21 protein-coding genes are annotated in these 23063 nt (G+C 61.2%); 6 read left to right on the top strand and 15 right to left on the bottom strand.

Going from position 1 to position 23063, the window contains the following annotated elements:
* Nucleotides 1–240: 240 nt before the first annotated feature.
* Nucleotides 241–1614 (bottom strand): hypothetical protein, encoded by a 1374-nt coding sequence (locus LCM4573_RS24530; protein WP_071009187.1) that lies wholly within the window; start codon nucleotides 1612–1614, stop codon nucleotides 241–243.
* A gap of 252 nt (nucleotides 1615–1866) precedes the next feature.
* Here LCM4573_RS24530 and LCM4573_RS24525 point away from each other — a divergent pair, with 252 nt between their 5' ends.
* A complete protein-coding gene (locus tag LCM4573_RS24525; RefSeq protein ID WP_071009186.1) occupies nucleotides 1867–2067 on the top strand; it encodes a hypothetical protein in 201 nt (66 codons plus the stop codon).
* A gap of 902 nt (nucleotides 2068–2969) precedes the next feature.
* Nucleotides 2970–3353 carry a hypothetical protein gene (locus LCM4573_RS24520; protein ID WP_071009185.1) on the top strand — a complete coding sequence of 128 codons (384 nt, stop codon included), beginning with the start codon at nucleotides 2970–2972 and terminating at the stop codon, nucleotides 3351–3353.
* Between the two features lie 89 nt (nucleotides 3354–3442).
* Here the strand turns inward: LCM4573_RS24520 and dusA are convergent, their stop codons facing one another.
* Nucleotides 3443–4501 carry a tRNA dihydrouridine(20/20a) synthase DusA gene (dusA, locus tag LCM4573_RS24515; protein ID WP_071009184.1) on the bottom strand — a complete coding sequence of 353 codons (1059 nt, stop codon included), beginning with the start codon at nucleotides 4499–4501 and terminating at the stop codon, nucleotides 3443–3445.
* 163 nt (nucleotides 4502–4664) lie between these two features.
* Between dusA and LCM4573_RS24510 the strand changes: the two genes are divergently transcribed.
* Together LCM4573_RS24510 and LCM4573_RS24505 are read left to right on the top strand one after the other, a co-directional pair.
* Entirely contained in the window at nucleotides 4665–5351 is a 687-nt protein-coding gene (locus LCM4573_RS24510) for a fumarylacetoacetate hydrolase family protein (protein ID WP_071009183.1), read from the top strand.
* Nucleotides 5352–5376: 25 nt separating this feature from the next.
* Entirely contained in the window at nucleotides 5377–5904 is a 528-nt protein-coding gene (locus tag LCM4573_RS24505; RefSeq protein WP_071009182.1) for a gamma carbonic anhydrase family protein, read from the top strand.
* Here the strand turns inward: LCM4573_RS24505 and LCM4573_RS24500 are convergent.
* From LCM4573_RS24500 to LCM4573_RS24490, 3 genes are read right to left on the bottom strand one after another with little or no spacing between them, the layout of a single operon-like run.
* The gene (locus LCM4573_RS24500) at nucleotides 5901–6305 is read right to left on the bottom strand and encodes a Fur family transcriptional regulator (protein ID WP_071009181.1); all 405 of its coding nucleotides are present in this window, start codon (nucleotides 6303–6305) and stop codon (nucleotides 5901–5903) included. The genes LCM4573_RS24505 and LCM4573_RS24500 overlap by 4 nt on opposite strands.
* Nucleotides 6302–7129 (bottom strand): zinc ABC transporter permease subunit ZnuB, encoded by an 828-nt coding sequence (gene znuB, locus LCM4573_RS24495; RefSeq protein ID WP_071009234.1) that lies wholly within the window; start codon nucleotides 7127–7129, stop codon nucleotides 6302–6304. The genes LCM4573_RS24500 and znuB overlap by 4 nt, the downstream gene beginning before the upstream one ends.
* A complete protein-coding gene (locus LCM4573_RS24490) occupies nucleotides 7122–8036 on the bottom strand; it encodes a metal ABC transporter ATP-binding protein (RefSeq protein ID WP_071009180.1) in 915 nt (304 codons plus the stop codon). The genes znuB and LCM4573_RS24490 overlap by 8 nt, the downstream gene beginning before the upstream one ends.
* A 99-nt stretch (nucleotides 8037–8135) precedes the next feature.
* On the opposite strand from LCM4573_RS24490, the gene znuA reads away from it, so the two are divergent.
* On the top strand, nucleotides 8136–9131 hold the full coding sequence (znuA, locus tag LCM4573_RS24485) for a zinc ABC transporter substrate-binding protein ZnuA (protein WP_071009179.1): 996 nt from the start codon (nucleotides 8136–8138) through the stop codon (nucleotides 9129–9131).
* A 214-nt stretch (nucleotides 9132–9345) separates the two neighbouring features.
* Nucleotides 9346–10551, top strand: a complete 1206-nt coding sequence (locus LCM4573_RS24480) for a GTP-binding protein (protein WP_071009178.1) — start codon at nucleotides 9346–9348, stop codon at nucleotides 10549–10551.
* A gap of 87 nt (nucleotides 10552–10638) precedes the next feature.
* Here the strand turns inward: LCM4573_RS24480 and LCM4573_RS24475 are convergent, their stop codons facing one another.
* From LCM4573_RS24475 to LCM4573_RS24430, 10 genes are all read right to left on the bottom strand, one after another.
* Nucleotides 10639–10983: an RcnB family protein gene (locus LCM4573_RS24475; protein ID WP_071009176.1), complete on the bottom strand. Its 345-nt coding sequence runs from the start codon at nucleotides 10981–10983 to the stop codon at nucleotides 10639–10641.
* A gap of 127 nt (nucleotides 10984–11110) precedes the next feature.
* Complete coding sequence (locus LCM4573_RS24470) at nucleotides 11111–12721, bottom strand: glycoside hydrolase family 43 protein (protein WP_071009233.1); 1611 nt, start codon at nucleotides 12719–12721, stop codon at nucleotides 11111–11113.
* A 110-nt stretch (nucleotides 12722–12831) separates the two neighbouring features.
* Nucleotides 12832–13881: an L-glyceraldehyde 3-phosphate reductase gene (mgrA, locus tag LCM4573_RS24465; RefSeq protein ID WP_071009174.1), complete on the bottom strand. Its 1050-nt coding sequence runs from the start codon at nucleotides 13879–13881 to the stop codon at nucleotides 12832–12834.
* Between the two features lie 72 nt (nucleotides 13882–13953).
* Entirely contained in the window at nucleotides 13954–15087 is a 1134-nt protein-coding gene (locus LCM4573_RS24460) for a Gfo/Idh/MocA family protein (protein WP_071009173.1), read from the bottom strand.
* 23 nt (nucleotides 15088–15110) lie between these two features.
* Nucleotides 15111–15872, bottom strand: coding sequence for a sugar phosphate isomerase/epimerase (locus LCM4573_RS24455; protein ID WP_071009170.1), 762 nt, complete (start codon nucleotides 15870–15872; stop codon nucleotides 15111–15113).
* 28 nt (nucleotides 15873–15900) lie between these two features.
* Nucleotides 15901–18345 carry a glycosyl hydrolase 2 galactose-binding domain-containing protein gene (locus LCM4573_RS24450; protein ID WP_071009168.1) on the bottom strand — a complete coding sequence of 815 codons (2445 nt, stop codon included), beginning with the start codon at nucleotides 18343–18345 and terminating at the stop codon, nucleotides 15901–15903.
* A 175-nt stretch (nucleotides 18346–18520) separates the two neighbouring features.
* Entirely contained in the window at nucleotides 18521–19627 is a 1107-nt protein-coding gene (locus tag LCM4573_RS24445) for an ABC transporter ATP-binding protein (RefSeq protein ID WP_071009232.1), read from the bottom strand.
* A 7-nt stretch (nucleotides 19628–19634) separates the two neighbouring features.
* Nucleotides 19635–20579 (bottom strand): carbohydrate ABC transporter permease, encoded by a 945-nt coding sequence (locus LCM4573_RS24440; protein WP_071009166.1) that lies wholly within the window; start codon nucleotides 20577–20579, stop codon nucleotides 19635–19637.
* Nucleotides 20572–21474, bottom strand: a complete 903-nt coding sequence (locus tag LCM4573_RS24435) for a carbohydrate ABC transporter permease (protein ID WP_071009165.1) — start codon at nucleotides 21472–21474, stop codon at nucleotides 20572–20574. Before LCM4573_RS24435 ends, LCM4573_RS24440 begins: the two co-directional genes overlap by 8 nt.
* 141 nt (nucleotides 21475–21615) lie before the next feature.
* Nucleotides 21616–22851: an ABC transporter substrate-binding protein gene (locus LCM4573_RS24430; protein WP_071009163.1), complete on the bottom strand. Its 1236-nt coding sequence runs from the start codon at nucleotides 22849–22851 to the stop codon at nucleotides 21616–21618.
* Nucleotides 22852–23063 lie beyond the last annotated feature (212 nt).

The raw sequence follows: 23063 nt of genomic DNA, 5'->3' as shown, positions 1-23063 counted from the left end.
TCGGCGACCCTCTCCCCAAGGGAAGAGGAGGAATGGCGCGAGCGCGGCAACTTACCTTCTCCCCTCGGGGAGAAGGTGCCCGAAGGGCGGATGAGGGGGATAAAACGCCCCTCGCTCCGTCACTCGCGGCAACATCGACGCGGGTTACTACGAGGACCCGGCGAGTAAAGGCAGGGCAAAGGTCTCTTCTCTTTGCAACCCCGACCCGGAATGACGAGGAGAGACTACCGTTCAACCTAGCTAGGTGCTCTGTTGATCACCTGCTGACTCCTCGTCAGCGACTTGCTTGGAAACGAGGCTACTAAGCTTATGAAATAAACTTCCTTTAGGGTTATAAATAAACTCATCACCGATATGTTGACGAAGATGCTCCTTCAAAAGCTCCATCTTTGTTTCAGTTCGCAGGTTATATGCTGTTTCGTCAGATATCTCTAACCCGTGCTGGGAAGCATAGGAGACATCTGTGGCAATTATACTTATTTTAAATAAATCTTGTCTTCTTCTGTTTATACCAATTATCTCGCTGATCAATCGATTTAACAACGTATAACAAACGGCAAGCACCGCGAACGATATCACCACATATGGCACCCTCGATAGCAAGAATTCCAATACAGGCTTATCTCCAAATACGCTATAATCAAGTATTTTTTCGGAATTTGAAAAAAGTCTCCACGTAACAAATACTATTACTAATAGCGGAATCGCACATAGCCATGCATATGACTTTACATTCTTAGCACCCTGGGTCACATATCCGGATATTTCCGTTGGAAATAGATTTATATCATTCTGAAGGCTTCTTAGTCTGGCTTCCTTCTCTTGTATATCGTTTGCCAAATTAACCGATCTCGAACTCAAGCTCTCCAGATTTTGTCTTGCATCCTGCACTTGTGAATCAACATTTCTCTTAACGGATTCATTTATCGCCAGCAGCTTCTTCGCCTCATCGAGCTTAATATTCTCGGAGGTAATTTCCTCATTTATTCCAGCAAGACTGTCCTCTTTCTCACTGATTTCGGACGCAATCTTCTCAAGCTTCGTAGTAAGTGCGACATATTTAACGTCTGCTGCAACAGCGCGCGAGAGATATTGGTCGAGATGCGTTTCCACGGCATTGACCTCTGAGTTTAGGTCAGCCATCACAGAGATTACATCGCCAAAGCTGCGCTGCTCCACTCCTCGGACGTCGATGCTAGTAAGCTTTGAGTTTTTGAACCATGACTCCGTGGGACGTAGTCCGAATCCGCCGACAAATGCGTTCAACGCAAAACGGAAGGCGCCATCTTTATATTTTGCATACTTAACAGAGGTATTACTCGATAAAAAATCAATATAGCTTAATTCAATCTCATGATAATTCTCATATCCCGACGCATAAACTGTAATATCTGTGATGTAAATCAGCTCTACAAAACTGAATTCCATCCAATCGCGCCGAGCCTTTAGAAAATTTTGCTCCAGCTTATTACCAACTAACCGCGTACTTTTCCGAAGTTTGTGAGAGAAAAACGCAATGTCTATCTCTTTAGGTTTTGGCATCTGAGACGCTTTCAGCGACTGCAAAGCATCACTATCAATGCTCTCTGGCAAAACTTCCAGTTCTTCGGGCATCAGCCATCCCTATAAATTACCCTTAAGTCGCATACATTTGCATCATCAAGTACTTAAAGCAACCAATGCGAGAATGAAAGATGTGGATACCATTTATTCTCAGTTCATAAATATGCTTGGCTTCCATCGCGCCTAAACTGTGTGGCGCCTAGGATGGCATGCCTCGCGAAGAGGCATCTCCTCACCCCCGCTAACGCTCCATCAACCCACGCTCCGCTATACCTCGCCCACGCATCGCGAAAGGAGAGACGGATGGCGCTGATCGGCTTCAAGAACACCCACAACCAGGATGTCTACATCAATCCCGCGCAGGTGCTCTATGTCACGCCCTTCGAGGAGGGCGTCTCGATCGTCGCCATGGCCATCACCAGCACGGGCGGCAAGCCGCATGCGCTCTATGTCCGCGGTAGCGCCGAGCTCGTCCAGCAGAAGCTGGGCGCCGCGCTGCGCTAGCCATTCCGGCACCCGGAACAGGGTTTCGGCCCGCAACGCCTGACCTTTCCCATTCAAGCGGCTTCCGCCCGCCCTGCCCAAAGCGGGGACGATCCCGCGCGGCCGCTCCTTTCCGATCAGGCACTTGCGGGAAATTTCATCCCCTTTCATCCCCGCTTTCCGAACCCGTGCCTACAATTGCCCCGTTCCGTCGCGGATACACCGGCAGGCGTGCCGGCGAGGCGGAACCGGCGCGGGTCATGAGGGTAGGACGCAAAACCTCATGATCCGGGTTCGCGGAAAATGGTCTCCCTCCGGCGACACGGGGAGAGATGACGGGTTTCGGACCGGCTCGTCGTCTCTTGATGCCCGAAAGAGCGCGCCGGGCGTGCCTGTGCGGCACACATGGTGGCGTCAGTGAATGGGTGGCGCGGGGTGGTCCGTCCGGAAACGGCAAACCCTTAGCCTTAATGTCCCTTGCGCGGCCACGGCAGAGAGGCCGAAGTCGCGGGCATAAACCGCCGAACGGGGCGCTGAGAGGTGTCACCTAAACTAAAACTTAAGAGGCAGCTTTCAGCGCCCCGTCCGATCCTCGGGTCAAGCCCGAGGATGACTACAGCCCTCGCCCTCGGGCGAGCGGTCCTCGGGTTCAACCCGAGGAAAGACCCGACGATCGCCAAGGCCGCATTGCGTCCTCACGACCCCCTCACTTGCAATTTCTGGCATTTGAGCCTTCGGCTAAGATGCCGAAATTGCTTTCTCTCCCGCCAGGGGAGAGATAGAGCGAGGCACCGCCGCGGGTTTACCTCTCCCTTGGCGGGAGAGGTTACAAAATCACGATCTTAGCGCAGCTAAGTCGTAGATTTTGTTGGTGAGGGGGTGAGCGGTTTTCGGTTTCACCACATCCCAAACGGAGCCCCCCCATGACCGACCCGACACCCCTTCCCGTCAATTCCCGCCTGATGTCGCGCTGCGCCGAGATGCTCGCCCTGCCGCACAAGGTCTGCCGGCGCCGCGACTGCCGCCGCAGGAACGCATGCTATTGGCATTTCAGGAAGAGCGGCGAGCCCTGCTGCCTCCGCAACCTCACCGGCCCGCAGCGCGCCGCCTTCGATGCGCTCTATGCGGAAGTCCTGGCGGTGGTCCAGCGGTACCAGTCCGCGCAACTGCCGGATTTCGCCCCGCCCGATCCAGAGCGCCGCGCGCTGCGGGATGCGGCGATCGAGCTCGTCCGCTCCGAGCTGCCGGCCGAGCACCGCCCGCGTTTCGAGGAATGGCGGCGGAGACGGAACACGGGCCATCCTTGAGAGGTAGCGGCCGGCCCCTCGCTCTCGCTCCGGGCGTTCGTCGCTGCAATCGATTCACTCGATCGATTGCTCCGCTGCGCGGACGTTCCTCACCCCGCCAGCTTCGTCTCGCCAGCCTTCAAGTCAGAAGCCTTCGGATCGGAGCCGAGGTCCACGGCCGCGAAGGCGGCGGCGATCACTTCCGGCCCCGCGCCCGGCCTGGTCGCCTCGGCGGAGAGGATCTGGCGGAAGCGGCGCGCGCCGGCAAAGCCCTGGAAGAGGCCCACCATGTGGCGCGTCACATGATGCAGCCGCCCGCCGGAGGCCATCACGCTTTCCGCATAGGCCATCATCGCGTCGCGCAGCGCCAGCCAGTCGATGTCATTGGGGGTTCGAGTCCCTCCGGGTCCACCAACCTCCAGCAATTCGTCCACGCCCACCAGCAGTCCGGCATTCTGATAGGCGGCGCGGCCAAGCATCACCCCGTCCATATGGGCGAGATGTCCGGCTGCCTCATCCAGATCGGCGATGCCGCCGTTGATGCCGAGGAAGACCGACGGGTTCTCGCGCTTCACGCGGTGGACGAGATCATAGTCGAGCGGCGGGATTTCGCGGTTCTCCTTCGGCGAAAGCCCCTGCAGCCAGGCCTTGCGGGCATGCACCCAGACCGCGTCGGCCCCGGCGGCGATCACCCGGGCGAGAAAATCCGGCAGCACGGTTTCAGGCTCCTGGTCGTCCACGCCGATGCGGCATTTCACCGTCACCGGCACGGCCGCCACCTTGCGCATCGCCGTCACGCAGTCCGCCACCAGCTGCGGCTCGCGCATCAGGCAGGCGCCGAAAGTGCCGCTCTGCACCCGATCCGAGGGGCAGCCGACGTTGAGGTTGATTTCGTCATAGCCGTAATCTGCGGCGATCCGCACCGCCTCGGCGAGCTTTGCCGGGTCCGATCCGCCGAGCTGGAGGGCGACCGGATGCTCTTCCGGCGAATAGGAGAGAAGGCGCTCGCGCGGGCCGTGGATGATCGCATCCGCCACGATCATCTCGGTATAGAGGAGCGCGCGCTTCGTCATCTGCCGGTGAAGAAACCGGCAGTGCCTGTCCGTCCAGTCGATCATCGGGGCAACGGCGAAAATCTTGCCGCCCGTTGCCAGTGCCTCTGCGTACATCGCAAACCCTTTCGTTGGCGGCCCTCATACAGCAAACGGAAATTCTCCGCCAGTTCGTCCCCGCCCCCGCAAAAAGTGCTAGGATCGGCGCACGATTTGGGAGACAAAGGGCGCCGTCGTTTTCCGCCCTTCCCTTGCCCCTTCCCTTGCCCAGGAGTTTCCCATGCTCGCGACCGTGATCCCCGCCCTCGAACCCGTTCTGCTTCCGGTCGAAGGCGTGACTGAACGGTTTCCGGTGCGCCGGGTCTATTGCGTCGGCCGCAATTATGCCGACCACGCGATCGAGATGGGCCACGATCCGTCGCGCCAGCCGCCCTTCTTCTTCCAGAAGAACGCCGACAACCTCTATGCCGGGTCCGAATTCCCCTATCCGTCGCTCTCCTCCGACGTGCATTACGAGGTCGAGCTGGTGATGGCGCTTGCCGCGGGCGGCGCGAATATCCCGGCCGGAGAGGCGCTGTCGAAGGTCTACGGCTACGGCGTCGGCGTGGATTTCACCCGCCGCGACCGGCAGGCCGAGGCCAAGAAGATGGGAAGGCCGTGGGAGGTTGCCAAGGCCTTCGAGAAATCCGCGCCCGTTTCCGCCCTCGTGCCGGCCGCCAAGATCGGCCATCCACAGCAGGGCGCCGTCTGGCTCGACGTCAACGGCGAGCGCAAGCAGTCCGGCAATTTGAACCAGATGATCTGGAAGCTTCCGGAAATCATCGCCGAGCTTTCGAAGCTCTTCACGCTCGCGCCCGGCGACGTCATCATGACCGGCACGCCCGCCGGCGTCGGTCCGGTCAAGCGCGGCGACAAGGTCGCCTGCGGCGTCGAGGGCGTCGGCGAGCTGACGGTTACGGTCGTCTGAGACGGAAGGCATCGGGAGGAAAGACATGCCGCTTTACGCGCTTGGAGAATACCAGCCGAAACTGCCGGAAGCCGGCCGCTGCTGGATCGCGCCCACCGCCACGCTCATCGGCAAGGTCGAGCTCGGCGAGGATGTCGGCATCTGGTTCGGGGCCGTCTTGCGGGGCGACAACGAACCGATCGTCATCGGCGCGCGCAGCAATATCCAGGATGGCGTGATGATCCACAATGATGTCGGCCTGCCGGTTTCGATCGGCGAAGGCTGCACCATCGGCCATCACGCGATCATCCACGGCTGCACGATCGGCGACAATTCGCTGGTCGGCATGGGCGCGACGATCCTGAACGGGGCGAAGATCGGCAAGAATTGCCTGATCGGCGCCAATGCGCTGATTACCGAGGGCAAGGAATTTCCGGACAATTCGCTGATCGTCGGTTCGCCGGCGCGGGTCGTCCGCACGCTGGATGACGATGCCGTTGCCCGTCTCCGGCAGTCGGCGGATCATTACGTCGCGAACTGGCAGCGCTACGCGAAAGACCTCAGGGAGATCTAGGCCGCGCAGGCGCTGCAGAGCCCGCGGATCTCGATCGTGGTCTTGGCCGGTTTGAAGCCCTTCTCCTTCGCCCAGTCGCCGAGGCGATGATCGACCGCATGGTCGTGGAATTCGGAGACGTGGCCGCAGCTCTCGCAGATGGCGAAGGCGACCGTGCCATGGCCGCGGCTGCAGCAATCGCTCTGCGCATGCGAACAGGCGACGAAGGCGTTCAGGCTTTCGAGCCGGTGGACGAGGCCGAACTCCAGCAGCTTGTCGAGAGCCCGGTAGACCTGCAGGGGCGCGCGAAAGCCGTGGTCGCGCAGCCGATCGAGGATCGTGTAGGCGCTCATCGGCGCGTCGGAGCGATTGAGCACCTCGAAGACGAGCGACTGGTTCTTGGTCAATGCCGGTGCGATCATGAGCGCACTCCCTTGTTGCCGGCCGGTTCCGTCCCGCTTTTCCCCGCCATCCAGAACAGGCTCAGAATGAAGAGGATCAGGGCCGCAACCACGATGGAGGGGCCGGAAGGCGTATCGTAATGAAGCGATCCGAAAAGGCCGCCGACCACGGCCAGCGCACCGATCAGGGATGCGAGAACGGCCATGGTTTCGGGCCCGGTGGAAAAGCGCCGCGCGGTCGCGGCGGGAATGATGAGCAACGAGGTGATCAGCATGATGCCGACGATCTTCATGGCGATCGCGATCGTCAGCGCCATCAGCAGCATGAAGAGGAGCCGCGTGCGCTCCGGATTGAGGCCTTCGGCTTCGGCCACCTCCTCGCTGACCGTCGAGGCGACGAGCGGCCGCCAGAGAAAGGCGATCGCAGCGAGCACAAAGAGCCCGCCGCCCCAGATCAGCGCGATATCGGCCTTCGTGACAGCCAGGATGTCACCGAACAGGAAGGCGATGAGATCGATGCGCACCCAGCTCATGAAGGCGACCATCACGAGGCCGATCGCCAGCGCCGAGTGGGAGAGAATGCCGAGCAGCGCGTCGGCGGAAAGCGTCTGCCGCCGCTGTAAGAGCAGGAGAAGCAGCGAGACCACCAGCGCCACGGCGAAAACGGTGACCAGCAGGTTCACGTTCAGCAGCAGCGAAAGCGCGACGCCGAGCAGCGCGGAATGGGCGATCGTATCGCCGAAATAGGCCATGCGCCGCCAGACGACGAAGCAGCCGAGCGGCCCGGCGGTCAAGGCTACACCGATGCCGGCAACCAGCGCGCGGGTGAAGAAATCGTCAAGCACGGCGCTCTCCCTCTTCCGCATGCGCATGATGATGGTGCTCATGTTCGTGGCGGTGATGTTCGTGAGAGTGGCCGCCATGCTCGTGATGGCCGTCTTCCGGATGGCAATGATCGGTAATCGAACCATCCTCGTGCAGCACGCGGCCATCCGGCAGATGGGTATGATCGTGGTGGTGGCTGTAGACGGCGAGCGAGCGCGTATTGCCGAAAAGCTTCAGGTAATCGCTGCTCTGGCTGACTGCCTCCGGCGTGCCGCGRCAGCAGACATGGCCGTTGAGGCAGATCACCGTGTCAGTGCCGGCCATGACCATGTGCAGGTCATGGGAGATCATCAGGATGCCGCAGCCGGTCGACTGCCGAATGGAGCGGATGAGATCGTAGAGAGCGCTTTCGCCAGCGAAATCCACGCCCTGGACCGGCTCGTCCAGCACCAGCAGATCCGGCTTGCGGGCGATCGCGCGGGCCAGTAGCGCACGCTGAAACTCGCCGCCGGAAAGATGCCGGACCTCGGCTTCGGCCAGATGCGGAATGCCGGTGGCGCTCAAGGCGGCGGCAAGCTCGTTTTCCGGCAAGGGCGCGGTCAGCCGCATCAGCCGGCGGACGGTGAGCGGCATGGTCCAGTCGATGGAGAGCTTCTGCGGCACATAACCAATGGTGAGCCCTGGCATCCGGGAAACCGATCCCTCATCCGGGCGAAGAACGCCGATCGCCAGCTTGGCGGTGGTGGATTTCCCGGCGCCGTTCGGGCCGATCAGAGTCACGACCTCGCCCTTACGGATCGAAAATTCGACCCCACGGACAAGCCAGCGGCCATCCCGGCGAATGCCGGCATTGTCGAGCGAAACAAGCTTGTCTTCGCGCACTTGGCCATTGTCCCGGCGGGCCGCAGCCTTGTTCCTCATCAGCATGTTTTTTCCTGCATCCTGTTGCCACCGGCTATGACACACGTTATAGCATAACGCAATTGATGTAATAACATTACATTCCGCATGCAAGGAAGACCCGCCATGAAAAACGCCTCCCTCCTGCTTCTCTCCTCAGCCGCCGCATTCCTCGCCGCAAACGCCGCCGCCGCCGCTCCCGATGTGGTTGTTTCGATCAAGCCGATCCATTCGCTGGTCGCATCGATCATGCAAGGCGTGGGCGAGCCGAAGCTGATCGTCGATGGCGCGGCCTCCCCGCATACTTTCACGCTGAAACCTTCGAATGCGCGGGATCTGGAGAAGGCCGGGGTGATCTTCTGGGTCGGTCCCGGCATGGAAGCCTTCCTCGAAAAACCGCTGGAAGCGCTGGGCAGCAAGGCCACGGTTGTGGAGCTGGAGGACGCGCCGGGCCTGGAGAAGCTTCCCTTCCGCGAGGGTGGAGCTTTCGAAGCGCATGACCATGGCGACGGGCACGGACATGAGCACGGCGAGCACGAGCATGAACATGCCGAAGACGAAGGGCATGAAGGACACGGGCATGAGGGTCACGATCACGGCGCCTTCGACACCCATCTGTGGCTGGACCCGATGAACGCCAAGGCGATCGCCGCCGAGATCGAAAAAACGCTCGTTTCCGCCGATCCGGAAAATGCCGCGACCTATCAGGCCAATGCGGCGGCCTTGCTGCAAAAGATCGACGCGCTGGATACGGAACTGAAGGCGACCGTCGAACCCGTCAAGGACAAGCCCTTCATCGTCTTTCACGATGCCTACCAGTATTTCGAACATCGCTACGGCGTAACGGTGGCCGGCTCTATCACGGTCAGCCCCGAAACCATGCCCGGCGCCGACCGGATCAGCCAGATCCACAAGAAGGTGACGGAACTGGGCGCCACCTGCGTCTTCGCCGAACCGCAATTCGAGCCGAAGCTGGTGGCTGTGGTGACGGAGGGAACCCCGGCGAAATCCGGCACGCTCGATCCTGAAGCGGCGACGCTGACGGCCGGCCCGGACCTTTATTTCGATCTGATGCGCGGTATCGCCACCTCGATGAAGACCTGCCTTTCGCAGGGCTCCTAAAAGGGCGAGCGGGACGAAAATCTCTCCTCCGTCATTCTCGGGCTTGTCCCGAGAGTCTACAATCTTTTGATTTCATTGCATGTATGTAGATCCTCGGCCCAAGGCCGAGGATGACGTCGAGTGTGAAGCCAGATTTGTCGTCCACCCTCAGGCGGGGCTTTCGCCTTTTTCCTTCACATCGAATGTTACGTTATAACTTTACAAGGGACTCGACATGGAAGAAAAGCTACCCGTCACCGTTCTCTCCGGCTTCCTTGGAGCCGGCAAAACGACGCTGCTCAACCACGTTCTCGGCAACCGACACGGTCTTCGCGTCGCGGTCATCGTCAACGACATGAGCGAGGTGAATATCGATGCGGCGCTGGTGCGCGATGGCGGCGCCGGTCTCTCCCRCACCGAGGAACAGCTGGTGGAGATGACCAATGGCTGCATTTGCTGCACGCTGCGCGACGATCTGCTGAAAGAGGTGCGCCAACTCGCGGAACAGAGGCGTTTCGACTATCTGCTGATCGAATCCACCGGGATTGCCGAACCCCTCCCCGTCGCCGCCACCTTCGAGTTCCGCGATGAAAACGGCGAGAGCCTTTCCGATGTGGCGCGGCTCGACACCATGGTTACGGTCGTCGATGCCGCCAATCTTCTGAAGGATTACGGCTCGGCGGATTTCCTGGCCGACCGGGGCGAGACTGCCGGCGACGACGACAACCGTACACTGGTCGATCTCCTGGTCGAGCAGATCGAATTCGCCGATGTGGTGGTTCTCAACAAGGTATCGGCCGCCTCCCCCGATCAATTGGACGCCGCCCGCAAGATCATAGCCGGCCTCAATCCGGATGCCCGGATCATCGAAACCGATTTCGGTCAGATCGCACCGACGGCGCTTCTCGGAACCGGGCTTTTCGACTTCGCCAGGGCCGAGACCCATCCCCTCTGGTTCAAGGAGCTGCACGGTTTCAAGGACCATGTGCCGGAAACGGAAGAATATGGAATCCGCTCCTTCGTCTACCGCGCCCGACAGCCGTTCGATCCGGCAAAGTTCCATGATTTCGTGCAGCGGTCTTGGCCGGGCGTCATCCGCGCCAAGGGTTTCTTCTGGCTGGCGACGCGGCCCTATCACGTGGGCGAGATCAGCCAGGCGGGTGCGCTGGTGCGGACGCAGAAGCTCGGGCTCTGGTGGGATGCGGTTCCGAGGGAAAGGTGGCCGCAGGACGAGGAATTCCGCCAGGGGCTCTCCCGCTATCTCGATCCCGTCTGGGGCGACCGGCGGCAGGAGATCGCCTTCATCGGAGCGGACCCGATGAGCGAGGCCGCTATCCGGGCCGAAYTCGATGCCTGTCTGATTGGAGCCGACAAATTCCAGCCGGACCGCTGGCGCAACCTGCCCGATCCCTTTGCTTCCTGGAACCGGCAGGCGGCATGACCGAATGCATGGCCGCCGCAACGCAGAGCGGCGGCTTGCAAGGCCTGCGGGCGGGGCAAAGCCCTCTCCGCCCGCAGGTCATCCCTATTACCGGCCGGCGATGATGCTGGCGATAATGCCCGACGTGATGCCGACGAGCAGGAAGTCGTTGTCGGCCTTGACCCAGCGATAGCCGCGCGGAGGCGCCGACAAACGATAGCGGCGATAATCGCGGATTTCGGCCATGCGGCGGCGCTCGGCGGCCGTCATGCGATGCCCCTTGCTCCAGCGATGCTTCCTCACCACCTTCTTCTCAATGGTAACCGAGCGTTCCACCTGACGGCCGCGGTCGCGATCGCGGCCATGGTCGCGATAACGTTCCTGTGCCTGGGCTTCGGCCAGCGGAGCGGCAAGGACGGTGGCAGTCATAAGTACGGCAAAGAGCTTCTTCATGAGCGTTTCCTCTTCTTGAACACGCCCGGAAATTACGGCTGCATTGGTGAACCAGAACTGAACGGTTCGATTACAATTTCGTAATGAAATGAACCGCTTTTTGCATCTTCCTCATCTGCCGCTTTTACTATTTTAGAGCTTCATAAACAAAGCTGTCGAAGTCCGCTGGCATGGCTGCGCCGGTAATATCGAAGGCAAAAACACCTGCGAACGCGCCGGTGAACGACCCGTGCTCGCCGCGCCCGCCTTCATCCGAGATGACGCCGGCATCGAGAACCGGTCCCAGTTCGAGCCAGTCCCTCGAGCCGGCCGCGCGCCAGAAGAACTGAAGGTCGTTGTCGCAGACTTCCATTGCGAGACCAATCGGCCCCTCCGGTAAGCCGATGCCGCTTGCCACGGGGAAGCTCATCCGCCCATGCGGAAAGTCGCCGGGGCAGGAAAAGATCGTGACGACCCGCCCGAGCTTTTCATGCCAGGTCACGGCAAGCGCATGGAATTTGTGCCGGTTATAGTAATGAACGAGGCCCGCAGCCTGTTGATAGGTTTCCGGCGAAAACTCGATCTTGGTTTCGGCGCGGAAGGAGTGATGCTCCTGCCGGCGGGCCACCAGCGACTGTTCGAACCATGAGCCCAGGCTTTCACGCCCGAAGAGGCGCAAATGGCCGGGCCGCTCGTTCAGATTGAAGAGACGTTCCGGAAAGGGCGTGCGCAGCCACTGGAATTCCGCCGGCAGGGCGGGTTCGTCGAAGGTTCGTTCGATGCGGGCCGGTTTTTCATGGGGCACGGCATTACCCGGCGACGGCACATCGACATCCGGCACCATGCCGCCCTGCGCGAGATAGAGCCAGTCGTCATCCTTCCATATGCATTTCTGGAGCGCCGTTTCGCGGCCGAGCGTGCAGCGCCGCTGCGGCGGCAGCGGACGGCCGCAGAGATGGGTGTGATAGGCCTCGCCTGCAGACGTTTCGACATACTGGCCGTGCCCGGCGCGCTGGAGAGCGGCCTTCGGATGGTCCTTCGAGGTGATGAGATGCGTTTGCGGGTGCATCTCATAAGGCCCTTCTATGCGTCGCGAGCGCGCCATGGTGACGGCGTGCTCATAGCCAGTGCCGCCCTCGGCGGTCGTAAGATAATACCAGCCGTTCCGCTTGAAGAGATGCGGGCCTTCGACAAGACCGAGCGGGCTGYCGGCAAAGATGTTCCTGACCGGACCTTTCAGAGCCCTGGCCGTCGGGTCCCATTCCTGCAGCAGGATGCCGTCGAAGGCCGGGTGCCTGGATGCGGCAAGCTCCTCCCTGCGGTGGTTCCACTGCATGTTGAGGAACCACTTGCGACCATCGTCGTCATGGAAGAGCGAGGGATCGAAACCGGAGGAATTCACATAGACCGGATCGGACCATTCGCCCTCGATCGTCGGCGAGGTGACGATGTAATTGTGTGCGTCCTTGAAGTTGCCGTCGATGCGCTTGACGTCGGTATAGACGAGCCAGAACAGGCCATCCGCATAGGACAGGCACGGCGCCCATATGCCGCCGCTATCGGGATTGCCGCGCATGTCGAGCTGGCTTGCGCGCTCCAGCGGCCGGCGCACCAGCGTCCAGTTCACGAGGTCTCGCGAATGATGGATCTGCACGCCGGGATACCATTCGAAGGTGGAAGTGGCGATGTAGTAATCCTCGCCGACGCGGCAGATGGACGGGTCCGGATTGAAGCCCGGCAGGATCGGGTTGCGGATCACGAACATTCCTCCTCGGTTTGAAATTGCTCGACCGCAGCGTCGTAAAAGCTATCTCCCCTCTCCCCGTTAGAACGGGAAGAGGGTTAGGGTGAGGGGCACATTCCCCGCCATCAATGCCTGCGCTCGGGGCCCTTGCGCTCGGCCGAAGCGGCCCAGAGATTGATGTCCGCTTCCTTGGCGTGAACGTCGATCGCGACCAATTCCTCTGTCGTGAAATCGGGCTTCTCCAGCGCCTTGACGCAATCTTCCACCTGTTCTGGCCGGCTGGCGCCGATCAGTGCCGTGGTGACACGCCCGCCGCGCAAGACCCAGGCGATCGCCATCTGCGCCAAGGTCTGGCCGCGCTTTTCGGCAATCGCGTTCAAGGCGCGGAGGTTCTCGATGTTCTTCTCGTTCAGGAATTCGGAGCGCAGCGACTTGCCCTGAGCGGCGCGGCTGTCTTCCGGAATGCCGGCGAGATATTTCGACGTCAGCATGCCCTGCGCCAGCGGCGAGAAGACGATCGAGCCGATGCCGAGATCATCGAGCGCGTCGAGAAGCCCGTCCTCCTCGACCCAGCGGTTGATCATGGAATAGCTCGGCTGGTGGATGAGGATCGGCGTGCCGAGCTCCTTGAGGATCGCCGCCGCCTCGCGGGTGCGCTTCGAATTGTAGGAGGAGATGCCGATATAGAGCGCCCTGCCCGAACGCACGATGTGATCGAGCGCGCCACAGGTCTCCTCCAGCGGCGTATCGGGATCGAAGCGGTGCGAATAGAAGATATCGACATAATCGAGCCCCATGCGCTTCAGGCTCTGGTCGCACGAGGAGATCACGTATTTGCGGCTGCCCCACTCTCCATAGGGACCCGGCCACATATTGTAGCCCGCCTTGGAGGAGATGATGAGTTCGTCGCGATAGCCGGCGAAATCGTTGCGCAGGATCTCTCCGAAGGCGATTTCGGCGCTGCCGGGCGGCGGGCCGTAATTGTTGGCGAGATCGAAATGGGTAATCCCGAGATCGAAGGCCTTGCGGACGATCGCCTGCTTACGCTCATGGGGCGTATCGCCACCGAAATTGTGCCAGAGACCCAGCGAGATCGCCGGCAGCTTGAGGCCGGAGCGGCCGCAGCGGTTGTACTTCATGGTCTCGTAGCGGTTTGCCGCCGGTTGCCAGCTCATGATGAAACTCCCCCTTTCAATGAAAAGCGCGCGGGCAAAGGGCCCGCGCGGGGACAATATCGCCTCGACCGTTTACTTCAAGAGCGCTTGCGCTTCCTCGATGCCGAGGGCGGCGGGCTGGGTGCAGGTGGTGGAAAGCTCGATGAAGCGGCGCTCCTCGCCGGATTTCAGGATCGAGGTCATGACGTCGACGCCGTGCAGCGCGCGATCCAGCGAGCAGCGGGCATCGCGACCGTCGATGATCGCCACCGCCATATCGGCCAAACCGGCCGTGCGGTAATTGGCGCGCGGGCCCTGCGGGCTTTCCTGGTTGAACTTGCCGAAGGGATGATCCCATGGCTCGAGCGGCTGGATATCCTTGTTGCGGCCGCTCGCTTCCACCACGCCGCCGAAGAAGTTCGGGTCCGGCACGAAGAGCGATCCTTCGGTGCCGTAAAGCTCCATGTTGGCATGGCGGTGCGACCAGACATCCCAGCTTGCGGAAAGCGTGATGGTCGCGCCGTTCGCGAACTCCAGGAGAGCATGGATGTTGGTCGGCGTCTCGACCGGAATCTCCTGGCCCTTGAGCGGCTCGCTGGTGACGGTGCGGGTCTTGCGCGCCATGGAGGTGAGCGCCCCTACCCGCTTTACCGGGCCAATGAGGTTGACGAGGTTGGCGATGTAATAGGGTCCGAGATCGAGGATCGGCCCGCCGCCTTCGAGGAAGAAGAAGCCGGGATTGGGATGCCACATCTCCATGCCGGGGCTCATCACATGGCAGGTGCCGGAGGTGATGCGGCCCACGCCGCCCTGATCGATATAGTTGCGGGCGAGCTGGTGCGCGCCGCCGAGGAAGGTATCCGGCGCGCAGCCGACGGAAAGCCCCTTCTCCTTCGCAAGCTTCTGCAGCGCCTTGCCCTCTTCGAGCGTGACGGTGAGCGGCTTTTCCGAATAGACGTGCTTGCCGGCTTCGAGGATCGCCCGCGACACGGCGAAATGCGCCGCGGGAATGGTGAGGTTGACGATCAGATCGATCTCGTCATTGGCGAGAAGCTCGTCGATCGTCTGCGCCTTGACGCCGTATTCCTCGGCGCGAAGCTTGGCCGCCTCATGGTTCAAGTCGGCGCAGGCGAGCACCTTGAGGCCCTTGAAAAGCGGCGAGAGCGCGAAATAGGTGGTGGAAATGTTGCCGCATCCGATGATGCCGACGCCTAGTTCCCTTGGCATGGAAGACTCCGGAATTCTTGAGATCAATAGGAATTGAAGGAGGCGATGGAACGGGTGACGAGCCGTTCCAGATCGTTCGGATTGTCGTGTTCGAGGACGTAGTGCCGGGCCGACGTTTTGGAGAGCGCGCCCATCAGATCCTTCCACCGCACGGTGCCATGGCCGAGATCGGCCCAGCCATCCTCGTCCTTGTTTTCGCCGGCAGGCGCGATGTCCTTCACATGGACGGCCTTGATGCGGCTTCCGTAGCGCTCGATCCAGGCGAAGGGGTCGGCATTGCCGCGAATGGTCCAGGCAACGTCCATTTCCCAGGCGAGGTCCGGACCGCCCTCCAGAATCTGCTCCTGCGGCGTCGTGCCATCCTCGAGCTTCTGGAACTCGAAATCATGATTGTGCCAGCCGAAGGTATAGCCGGCATCCCGATAACGCTTGCCGGCCTCCTGCAGACGCTTGCCGAAAGCGAACCAGCCCTTGGCATCGCTCGGCCTCTGATCGGGCAGGAGATAGGGGCAATAGATCGCCTCGATGCCGAGCGTCTTTGCAATCAGCAGCGCCTGTTCGGGTTCCTTCTCCAGAAGATCGAGACCGAAATGGCCGGTGGGCATGGTCAGCCCGTTGCGGTCGAGATCGGCCTTCAGCGTTTTCAGCGAAGCCTCGTCCAGGGTACCGTAGATGCCGCCATAGCCCTCCACCTGCTTGTAGCCGTTCTTCGCCAGAAGCGGCAGCACATCGGAAAGCGGGGGAAAGTTGCGGGCGCTGTAAAGCTGAAAACCAAGGGTCGTCATCACTATTCTCCTTCTGGCAAAAGAAAACTCAACCCGCCGACTGGCAGGAATAAAGGTCGTAGATGCGGAACTGCGGCGACGCTCCGGACGGAGCGGCGGGTGTAAACGTGATGCGGCGGCTCTCGCCGGCGGCGAGGTCGAAGGCGTTGTCGGAATAACGGCCGGGCGTGGCGCTCTCGACCATCACGAAGAGTGCGAGGCCCTTGGCCTGAACCAGAAGGTCGAAGGCCCCGTCACCGGCCGGTGATACGGAGAATTCGAGGCCGGGCGGCTCGAGATTCAGCGCCTTGTAGGTGCCGGTGACGTAATGCCCCTCCCCGCCCATGCCGTTTGAAGCCGTGAAGCCCCAGGCGAGGATGCAATCGGCCGGGATATCATCCGCCGCAATCGCCAGCGCGGTCACCGCAGCATCCGGGGAGCAGACCGCCTCGACGCTCCTCAGCGGACGGCGCTCGCCGGACAGGGTAAGCACGGAGAGATTGATGGTAACCGTCACGTCGGCTAGCGTGTCGTTGACCAGCGACAGGCGGATCTCCCGGCCATCCTCGGATGGGATCGCGGCCACCGCGACCGGCTGGAAGAAGCGCCGCGCCATATAGTGCAGCACCTTCCAGCTTCCGCCGTAATCGAGGCTCGACCAGGAGGCGACCGGCCAAGTGTCGTTGAGCTGCCAGTAGAGCGTGCCCATGCAATGAGGTTTGAGCGACCGCCAGTAATCTACCGCCGTCCTGATCGCCACGCCCTGCTGCACCTGGCTCAGATAGACGAAATTGGCGAAATCCCTCGGGAAGCGGAAATTGCGGAACATGGTGCCCGCAATGCGCTCGTTGCCCCCGGCGTTCTTCTGGTGATGCTCCATCACCGGCGAGGCGATGTTCATGTCCTTGCGGTTCGCATAGGTTTCGATCACCGGCAGCGAGGTATAGGACTGGAAACCGAATTCCGAGCAGAAGCGCGGCTTGACCGAGCGGTAATCGTCGAACGGCTTATTCTCGTGCCAGACGGACCAGTAGTGCATGTCGCCTGAACCATCCGCATGCCAGGCATCGCCATAATCCAGATAGCCGGAGGCAGGACTCGACGGCCACCAGATGGCATCGGGAGCCGCCTTCGCGAGAGCCTGCTCTATCACCCGGTTGAGGCGGTCATAGGAGACGAGATAGCGGTCGCGGTTCGTCCGCGACTCCTCGAACCAATTGAGCGCGCCGACCAGCTCGTTATCGCCGCACCAGACAACGATCGAAGGATGCGAGACGAGCCGCCGGACCTGGTAATCCACCTCCGCCTCGACGTTTTCAAGGAAATCCGGCGTCGACGGATAGAGATTGCAGGCGAACTGGAAATCCTGCCAGACCATGAGGCCCAGCCGATCGCAGAGATCGTAGAACCAATCCGCCTCGTAGAAACCGCCGCCCCAGACCCGGATCATGTTCATGTTGGCTTCGACGGCCGAGCGAAGCAGGTCTTCGGTCTTTTCGCGGCTCGTCAGCGAGAAGAGCGCATCGGCCGGTATCCAGTTGGCGCCGCGGCAGAAGATTTCCCGACCGTTGATGCGGAAAGCGAAGCGGCTGCCCGCCTCGTCCGGATCGGTCAGAAGCTCGACCGTTCTAAGGCCTATTTGACGGGTGACCGTCTCGCCCGGAATTTCCACCGAGAGGCGGTAAAGCCTCTGCCCGCCGCTGCCTGCCGGCCACCAGAATTCCGGATTTTCGATCTCGAAGACATGGCGGATGGTGGTTTCGCCCGCATCGATGCCGAAATCGAGCCGCACCCGCTCGCCATCGATATCCAAATGAACGGCAACGATGCCCGGATCGCGGGCATGGAGCGTGACCGCCACATGCAGTTCGGCCCTGCCTGCCGCATGTCTCTGACTGGTGACGACATGCTCGATCCGCGCCGTTTCGAGCTTCTTCAGCGCGATCGTGCCGTAGAGGCCGAGCGGTGCGATGGCGATGTTCCAGTCCCAGCCGAAATGGCATTGCGGCTTGCGCAGCATGTTGCCGTTCGGGATCGGCGAGTTGGCTGTCGAATACGGAATGTAGAACGGCTGGCGGGCCTGCCGCTTCGCGCCTTCGGCGATGCTGGAGCGGAAGTGGATGCGGATGACGTTCTCGCCGGGTTTCAGCGCCTTCGAGACATCCGGCCGGTAGCGGCGGAAGCAATTGTCCGCCTCCAAAACCGGCTGGCCGTTGACGAAGACGGTCGCGACGGTATCGAGATCGGTGATGTCGAGATACCAGGAGCCATCGCCCTCATCCAGCGTGAAGCGCCGCTCGATGGTCCAATCCTGATGCGCGACCCATTGCACATCGTTCTCGTTGCGCCCGACATAAGGGTCGGGGATGACGCCAGCGAACTTGAGGGCGGTATGGACGTCGCCGGGAATTGATATCCCCGCGCGGTGTTCACCGTCCGCGGAAGCGAGCTGCCATGTGCCGGAAAGGTCGAGTACGTTGCTCATGCTCATCATCAATCGGCGCGGACGCCTCTGCCCCTCACCCTGGCCCTCTCCCCGCGCGCGGGGAGAGGGAACGTGCCCTGTGGCACGGTCCCGCACAGGGTGGAGCGGTGCGGCATGTCCCTTCTCCCCGCGTGCGGGGAGAAGGTGGCGGCAGCCGGATGAGGGGCAAACGCGAGGAGTGACATCAAATCCGGTCCTCGGTCTCGGCATCGAAAAGGGAGGCGAGCGACATGTCGAAGCTCAGCTCCACCTTGGCGCCGACCGCGTAACGGCGCGCGCCGCCGATGCGGACGGAGAGCGTATGGCCGGCATGCTTGAGCCAGAGCAGGTTGTCGGCACCCATGGGCTCCTCGATATCGACCACGGCCTCATGCACCTCGCCGCCCGTCCTGCCGTCGACGGTGATGTGTTCCGGGCGCACGCCGAGCACCACCTTGCGCCCGGCCCGCAACGGTTCGGCCGCCTCATAGCGGTCGAGCGAGAAATTGACGCCATGGGTGCGGAACACGACGCGACCGCCCTCCTCCACCAGTTCGCCGCGCAGGAAATTCATGGAGGGCGAGCCGATGAAACCGGCGACGAAGAGGTTCTTCGGCTTGTTGTAGATGCGGATCGGATCATCGAGCTGCTGGATCACGCCGCTCTTCATGATGGCGATACGATCGGCGAGCGTCAGAGCCTCGATCTGGTCGTGGGTGACGTAGATCATCGTGTTCTTGAGCGACTGGTGCAGCCGCTTGATTTCGACGCGCAGCTCCGAACGCAGCTTGGCATCGAGGTTCGACAGCGGCTCGTCGAACAGGAAAACATCGACATCGCGCACCAGGGCGCGGCCGATCGCGACACGCTGGCGCTGGCCGCCGGAAAGCTCCGCCGGCTTGCGTTTCAGAAGCGGGCCGATCTGCAGGATTTCGGCGGCGCGGGCCACGCGCTTGTCTATCTCCTCCTTCGGCACCTTGGCGACGCGCAGGCCGAAGGAGAGGTTCTTCTCCACCGTCATCTGCGGATAGAGCGCATAGGACTGAAAGACCATGCCGATGCCGCGATCCTTCGGCTCCTCCCAGGTGACGTTCCTGTCCTTGATGAAGATCTGCCCGTCGGTCGGTTCCAGAAGACCGGCGATGCAATTGAGCAGCGTGGACTTGCCGCAGCCGGACGAGCCGAGCAGCACGAGAAACTCGCCGTCGCGGATATCCAGATCGAGGTTTTGCAGCACGTTCACCGAGCCGAAGGAGAGCGACAGGTCCCTGATGGAAACGCTGGAGTTCGCGATCGATACATTCTGGTTCATCATCAGGTTACCCCTTGACTGCGCCGGCGGCGATGCCGCGGACGAAAAGACGGCCGGAAACGAAATAGACGATCAGGGGAACGGCGCCCGTGAGAAGCGTCGCGGCCATGTTGACGTTGTACTCCTTCACGCCCTGGACGGAGTTGACGATGTTGTTGAGCTGGACGGTCATCGGATAGGTATCCGGCCGGGTGAAGACCACGCCGAACAGGAAGTCGTTCCAGATGCCGGTGACCTGCAGGATCATCGCGACCACGAAGATCGGCAGCGCCATGGGCAGCATGATCCGGAAATAGATCGACCAGAAGCCCGCGCCATCGATGCGCGCCGCCTTGAAGAGCTCCACCGGGAGCGAGGCGAAATAATTGCGGAAGAGCAGCGTCAGGATCGGCATGCCGAAGATCGTATGGACGATGACGAGGCCGGTCAGCGTGCCGTAAACGCCGAGTTCACGCAGGACGATGACGACCGGATAGATCATCACCTGATAGGGGATGAAGGCGCCGATGATGAGGATCGAGAAGAAGAGTTCCGAACCCTTGAATCGCCAGTTGGCGAGCGCATAGCCACTGACGGAGGCGACGGCGATGGACACCACGACCGAGGGGACGAGGATGCGCACGGAATTCCAGAAGCCGCGCGAAAGACCGTCGCAATTAAGGCCGGTGCAGGCCTCCGCCCAAGCCTTGACCCAAGGTTCGAAGGTGATCTCCATGGGCGGCGAGAAGATATTGCCCATGCGGATTTCCGGCATGCCCTTGAGCGAGGTCACGACCATCACATAGAGCGGCAGCAGGTAATAAAGCGCGGCGACGAAGAGCGTGCCGTAGAGCATGATGTTGCGGGGCGAGAGGACCCGGCGGGGACGCCGCCCGCGCGGTCCGGACGCAACCCTGTCGGAGATGGCRTCGAAGCCAGCGGCGGTGCGGTTGAGGGTGCCGATATCAGCCACGCTTGCGTCCTCCGAATTCGAGATAGGCCCAGGGGATGATGATGATCGCCACGGTGAGCAGCATCATGGTGGAGGCGGCGAAGCCTTGCCCGAGGTTCTGCGCCTGGAACATGTAATCGTAGACGTATTTCGCCGGCACTTCGGAGGCGTTGCCGGGGCCGCCGCTCGTCTGCGCGACCACGAGGTCATAAACCTTGACGATGCCGCTCGCGATGATGACCAGCGTGGTGATGAAGACCGGCCGCATCATGGGAATGACGACGAAGAGATAGGTCCGCCACATGGGGATGCCATCGACCCGCGCAGCCTTCCAGATATCCTCGTCGATGCCGCGCAAGCCGGCGAGCATGAGGCACATTACCAGCCCGGTTCCCTGCCAGAGCGCGGCGATCAGGATGCCGTAGATGACGATCTGCGGATTGTAGAGCGGATCGAAGCTGAAGCTCGTCCAGCCAAGCGAACGCACCACGGATTGCACGCCGAATTCCGGATTGAGCACCCATTGCCAGACCAGGCCGGTGACGATGAAGGAGAGCGCGAAGGGATAGAGGAAGATGGTGCGGAAGGTGTTCTCAAAGCGGATCTTCTGATCCATCAGAGCCGCCAGCACGAAACCGATGACGAGGCTGAAGATCAGCGAGAGAATGCCGTAGATCGCCAGATTCTGAATGGAAATGATCCAGCGGGAAGACGCCCAGAGCCGCTCGTACTGTTCGATGCCGACAAAGGACAGACGCGGCAGAAGCCTTGAATTGGTGAAGGAATAGAACACCGTCCAGACCGTGCCGCCGAGGAAGATCACGGTGGCGACCAGGATCATAGGGATCGAGGCTATCTTCGAATTGAGATTGCGGAACAGATGGTTCGGCCGTCCGGCCGCTGCCTGTTTCACCATGCTGGGCCATCCTCCATTTTGAGGAAAAGAAGCGGGGAAAGGAGCCGGCCCTTGCCGGTCTCCACGCGATCAAAGCCGTGCCGGATTCCACCGGCCACGGGACAGCCGCCACAAGGGACGACCGCCCCGCGCCGGGAGAAATCAATCGGCCGAGGCGATGATATCCACGAAGCGCTTCTGCGCGTCTTCCGGGGTTATGGAGGCGCTGGCGAAGAATTCGGACATCAGGTCCTCCTTCTGCTTCTGCGTATCCTGCGACAGAAGCTGATCCGTGCTGATCACCACGGAGCCCTTGGCAAGAATATCGAGCCCCTTCTTCATGCAATCATTGGCGGCGGYGATATCGACGTCACCGCGCACAGGCAGCGAACCCTTCTTGAGATTGAAGGCGACCTGCACCTTGGGATCGACGATGGTCTCGGCCAGGATATCCTGCGCCTTCGCCTTTTCCTCGTCCTCGATCAGCGGGAAATAGAAGGCATCGCCGCCGGTCGCGAGATATTCGTTGAGGCCGAGGCCCGGCAGGCAGGAATAGTCCGTTCCGGCCGTCTTGCCGGCGATCTGGAATTCGCCCTGCGCCCAGTCACCCATGATCTGGCCGCCGGCCTTGCCGGTGATGACCATATTGGTCGCCTGGTTCCAATCCTGAACATTGCTGCCCTTCGCCATATCGCGGGCGTGGGCGGCAGCCTGGAAGACCTTCGCCATTTCAGGCCCGGCGGCAACTTCCGCATCCTTTTCCTGATAGACCTTCTCGTAAACCTCCTTGCCGCCGATCGAGATGATCAGAGTGTCGAAGAGGCCGTTCGACTGCCAAGGCTGGCCGCCGAGCGCGAGCGGCTGGATGCCGGCCTCCTTGAGCTTGGGCGCGGCGGCGACGAACTCGTTCCAATCCTTCGGAACCGGCACGCCCGCTGCCTTGAAGGCATCGTTGGAAAGCCACAGCCACTGCCAGGAGTGGATATTGACCGGGGCGCAATAGATCTTGCCGTCGATGGTGCAGGAATCGAGCAGGCTCGCGGGCCGGATGACTTCCTTCCACTTACCCTTTTCCGCGACATCGGTGAGATCGCGCATCAGGCCTTCCTGCACCAGCTCCTCGGCCTGGCGGCCGTGGTTGAACTGGGTGGCGCCCATCGGATCGCCGCCGGTGATGCGGCTGATCATGATCGGCCGCGCCGTGCTGCCGGAGCCGGCAATCGCGCCGTCGACCCATTTATTGCCCGTTGCGTCGAATGCCTTGGCCAGCTCGCCGACAGCGGCCGCCTCTCCCCCCGATGTCCACCAATGGGTCACTTCCAGATCAGTCGCATTCGCAAGCCCGAAAGGCAGCGCGACGGTCGCGGCCAATGCAGCCGTCATGGCACGGATGTTCATGAGTGTCCTCCCTCACTGAAACGTTGCCGTAAAAAGCTATGTCAATCGTTCGCGACAGGCAACCGCCTTTTCTGGAAAAATCTTTTGGAAGAGATAAATACAATCTAAAGGTGCAYTCTCCTCGGTGTGACGCCCAGCACACGTCTATGCCACATCAAAGAAAAATTGCCGTTTTTCGACTGGCTTTAAGCCTTCCAAGCGGATTGCGTTCT

It is taken from the genome of Rhizobium sp. LCM 4573 (assembly GCF_001854865.1).
GTDB lineage: Bacteria > Pseudomonadota > Alphaproteobacteria > Rhizobiales > Rhizobiaceae > Neorhizobium.
This window is presented reverse-complemented; position numbering and strand designations above follow the sequence as displayed.

Excerpts from the sequence above, each read along its gene's own strand:
- LCM4573_RS24450 (WP_071009168.1), bottom strand. The coding sequence starts at position 18,345 with ATGATGAGCATGAGCAACGTACTCGACCTTTCCGGCACATGGCAGCTC.
- LCM4573_RS24455 (WP_071009170.1), bottom strand. The coding sequence starts at position 15,872 with ATGACGACCCTTGGTTTTCAGCTTTACAGCGCCCGCAACTTTCCCCCG.
- LCM4573_RS24475 (WP_071009176.1), bottom strand. The coding sequence starts at position 10,983 with ATGAAGAAGCTCTTTGCCGTACTTATGACTGCCACCGTCCTTGCCGCT.
- LCM4573_RS24500 (WP_071009181.1), bottom strand. The coding sequence starts at position 6,305 with ATGATCGCACCGGCATTGACCAAGAACCAGTCGCTCGTCTTCGAGGTG.
- dusA (WP_071009184.1), bottom strand. The coding sequence starts at position 4,501 with ATGTACGCAGAGGCACTGGCAACGGGCGGCAAGATTTTCGCCGTTGCC.
- LCM4573_RS24505 (WP_071009182.1), top strand. The coding sequence starts at position 5,377 with ATGCCGCTTTACGCGCTTGGAGAATACCAGCCGAAACTGCCGGAAGCC.
- LCM4573_RS24525 (WP_071009186.1), top strand. The coding sequence starts at position 1,867 with ATGGCGCTGATCGGCTTCAAGAACACCCACAACCAGGATGTCTACATC.
- LCM4573_RS24520 (WP_071009185.1), top strand. The coding sequence starts at position 2,970 with ATGACCGACCCGACACCCCTTCCCGTCAATTCCCGCCTGATGTCGCGC.
- LCM4573_RS24530 (WP_071009187.1), bottom strand. The coding sequence starts at position 1,614 with ATGCCCGAAGAACTGGAAGTTTTGCCAGAGAGCATTGATAGTGATGCT.
- LCM4573_RS24510 (WP_071009183.1), top strand. The coding sequence starts at position 4,665 with ATGCTCGCGACCGTGATCCCCGCCCTCGAACCCGTTCTGCTTCCGGTC.
- LCM4573_RS24460 (WP_071009173.1), bottom strand. The coding sequence starts at position 15,087 with ATGCCAAGGGAACTAGGCGTCGGCATCATCGGATGCGGCAACATTTCC.
- znuA (WP_071009179.1), top strand. The coding sequence starts at position 8,136 with ATGAAAAACGCCTCCCTCCTGCTTCTCTCCTCAGCCGCCGCATTCCTC.
- LCM4573_RS24445 (WP_071009232.1), bottom strand. The coding sequence starts at position 19,627 with ATGAACCAGAATGTATCGATCGCGAACTCCAGCGTTTCCATCAGGGAC.
- LCM4573_RS24435 (WP_071009165.1), bottom strand. The coding sequence starts at position 21,474 with ATGGTGAAACAGGCAGCGGCCGGACGGCCGAACCATCTGTTCCGCAAT.
- mgrA (WP_071009174.1), bottom strand. The coding sequence starts at position 13,881 with ATGAGCTGGCAACCGGCGGCAAACCGCTACGAGACCATGAAGTACAAC.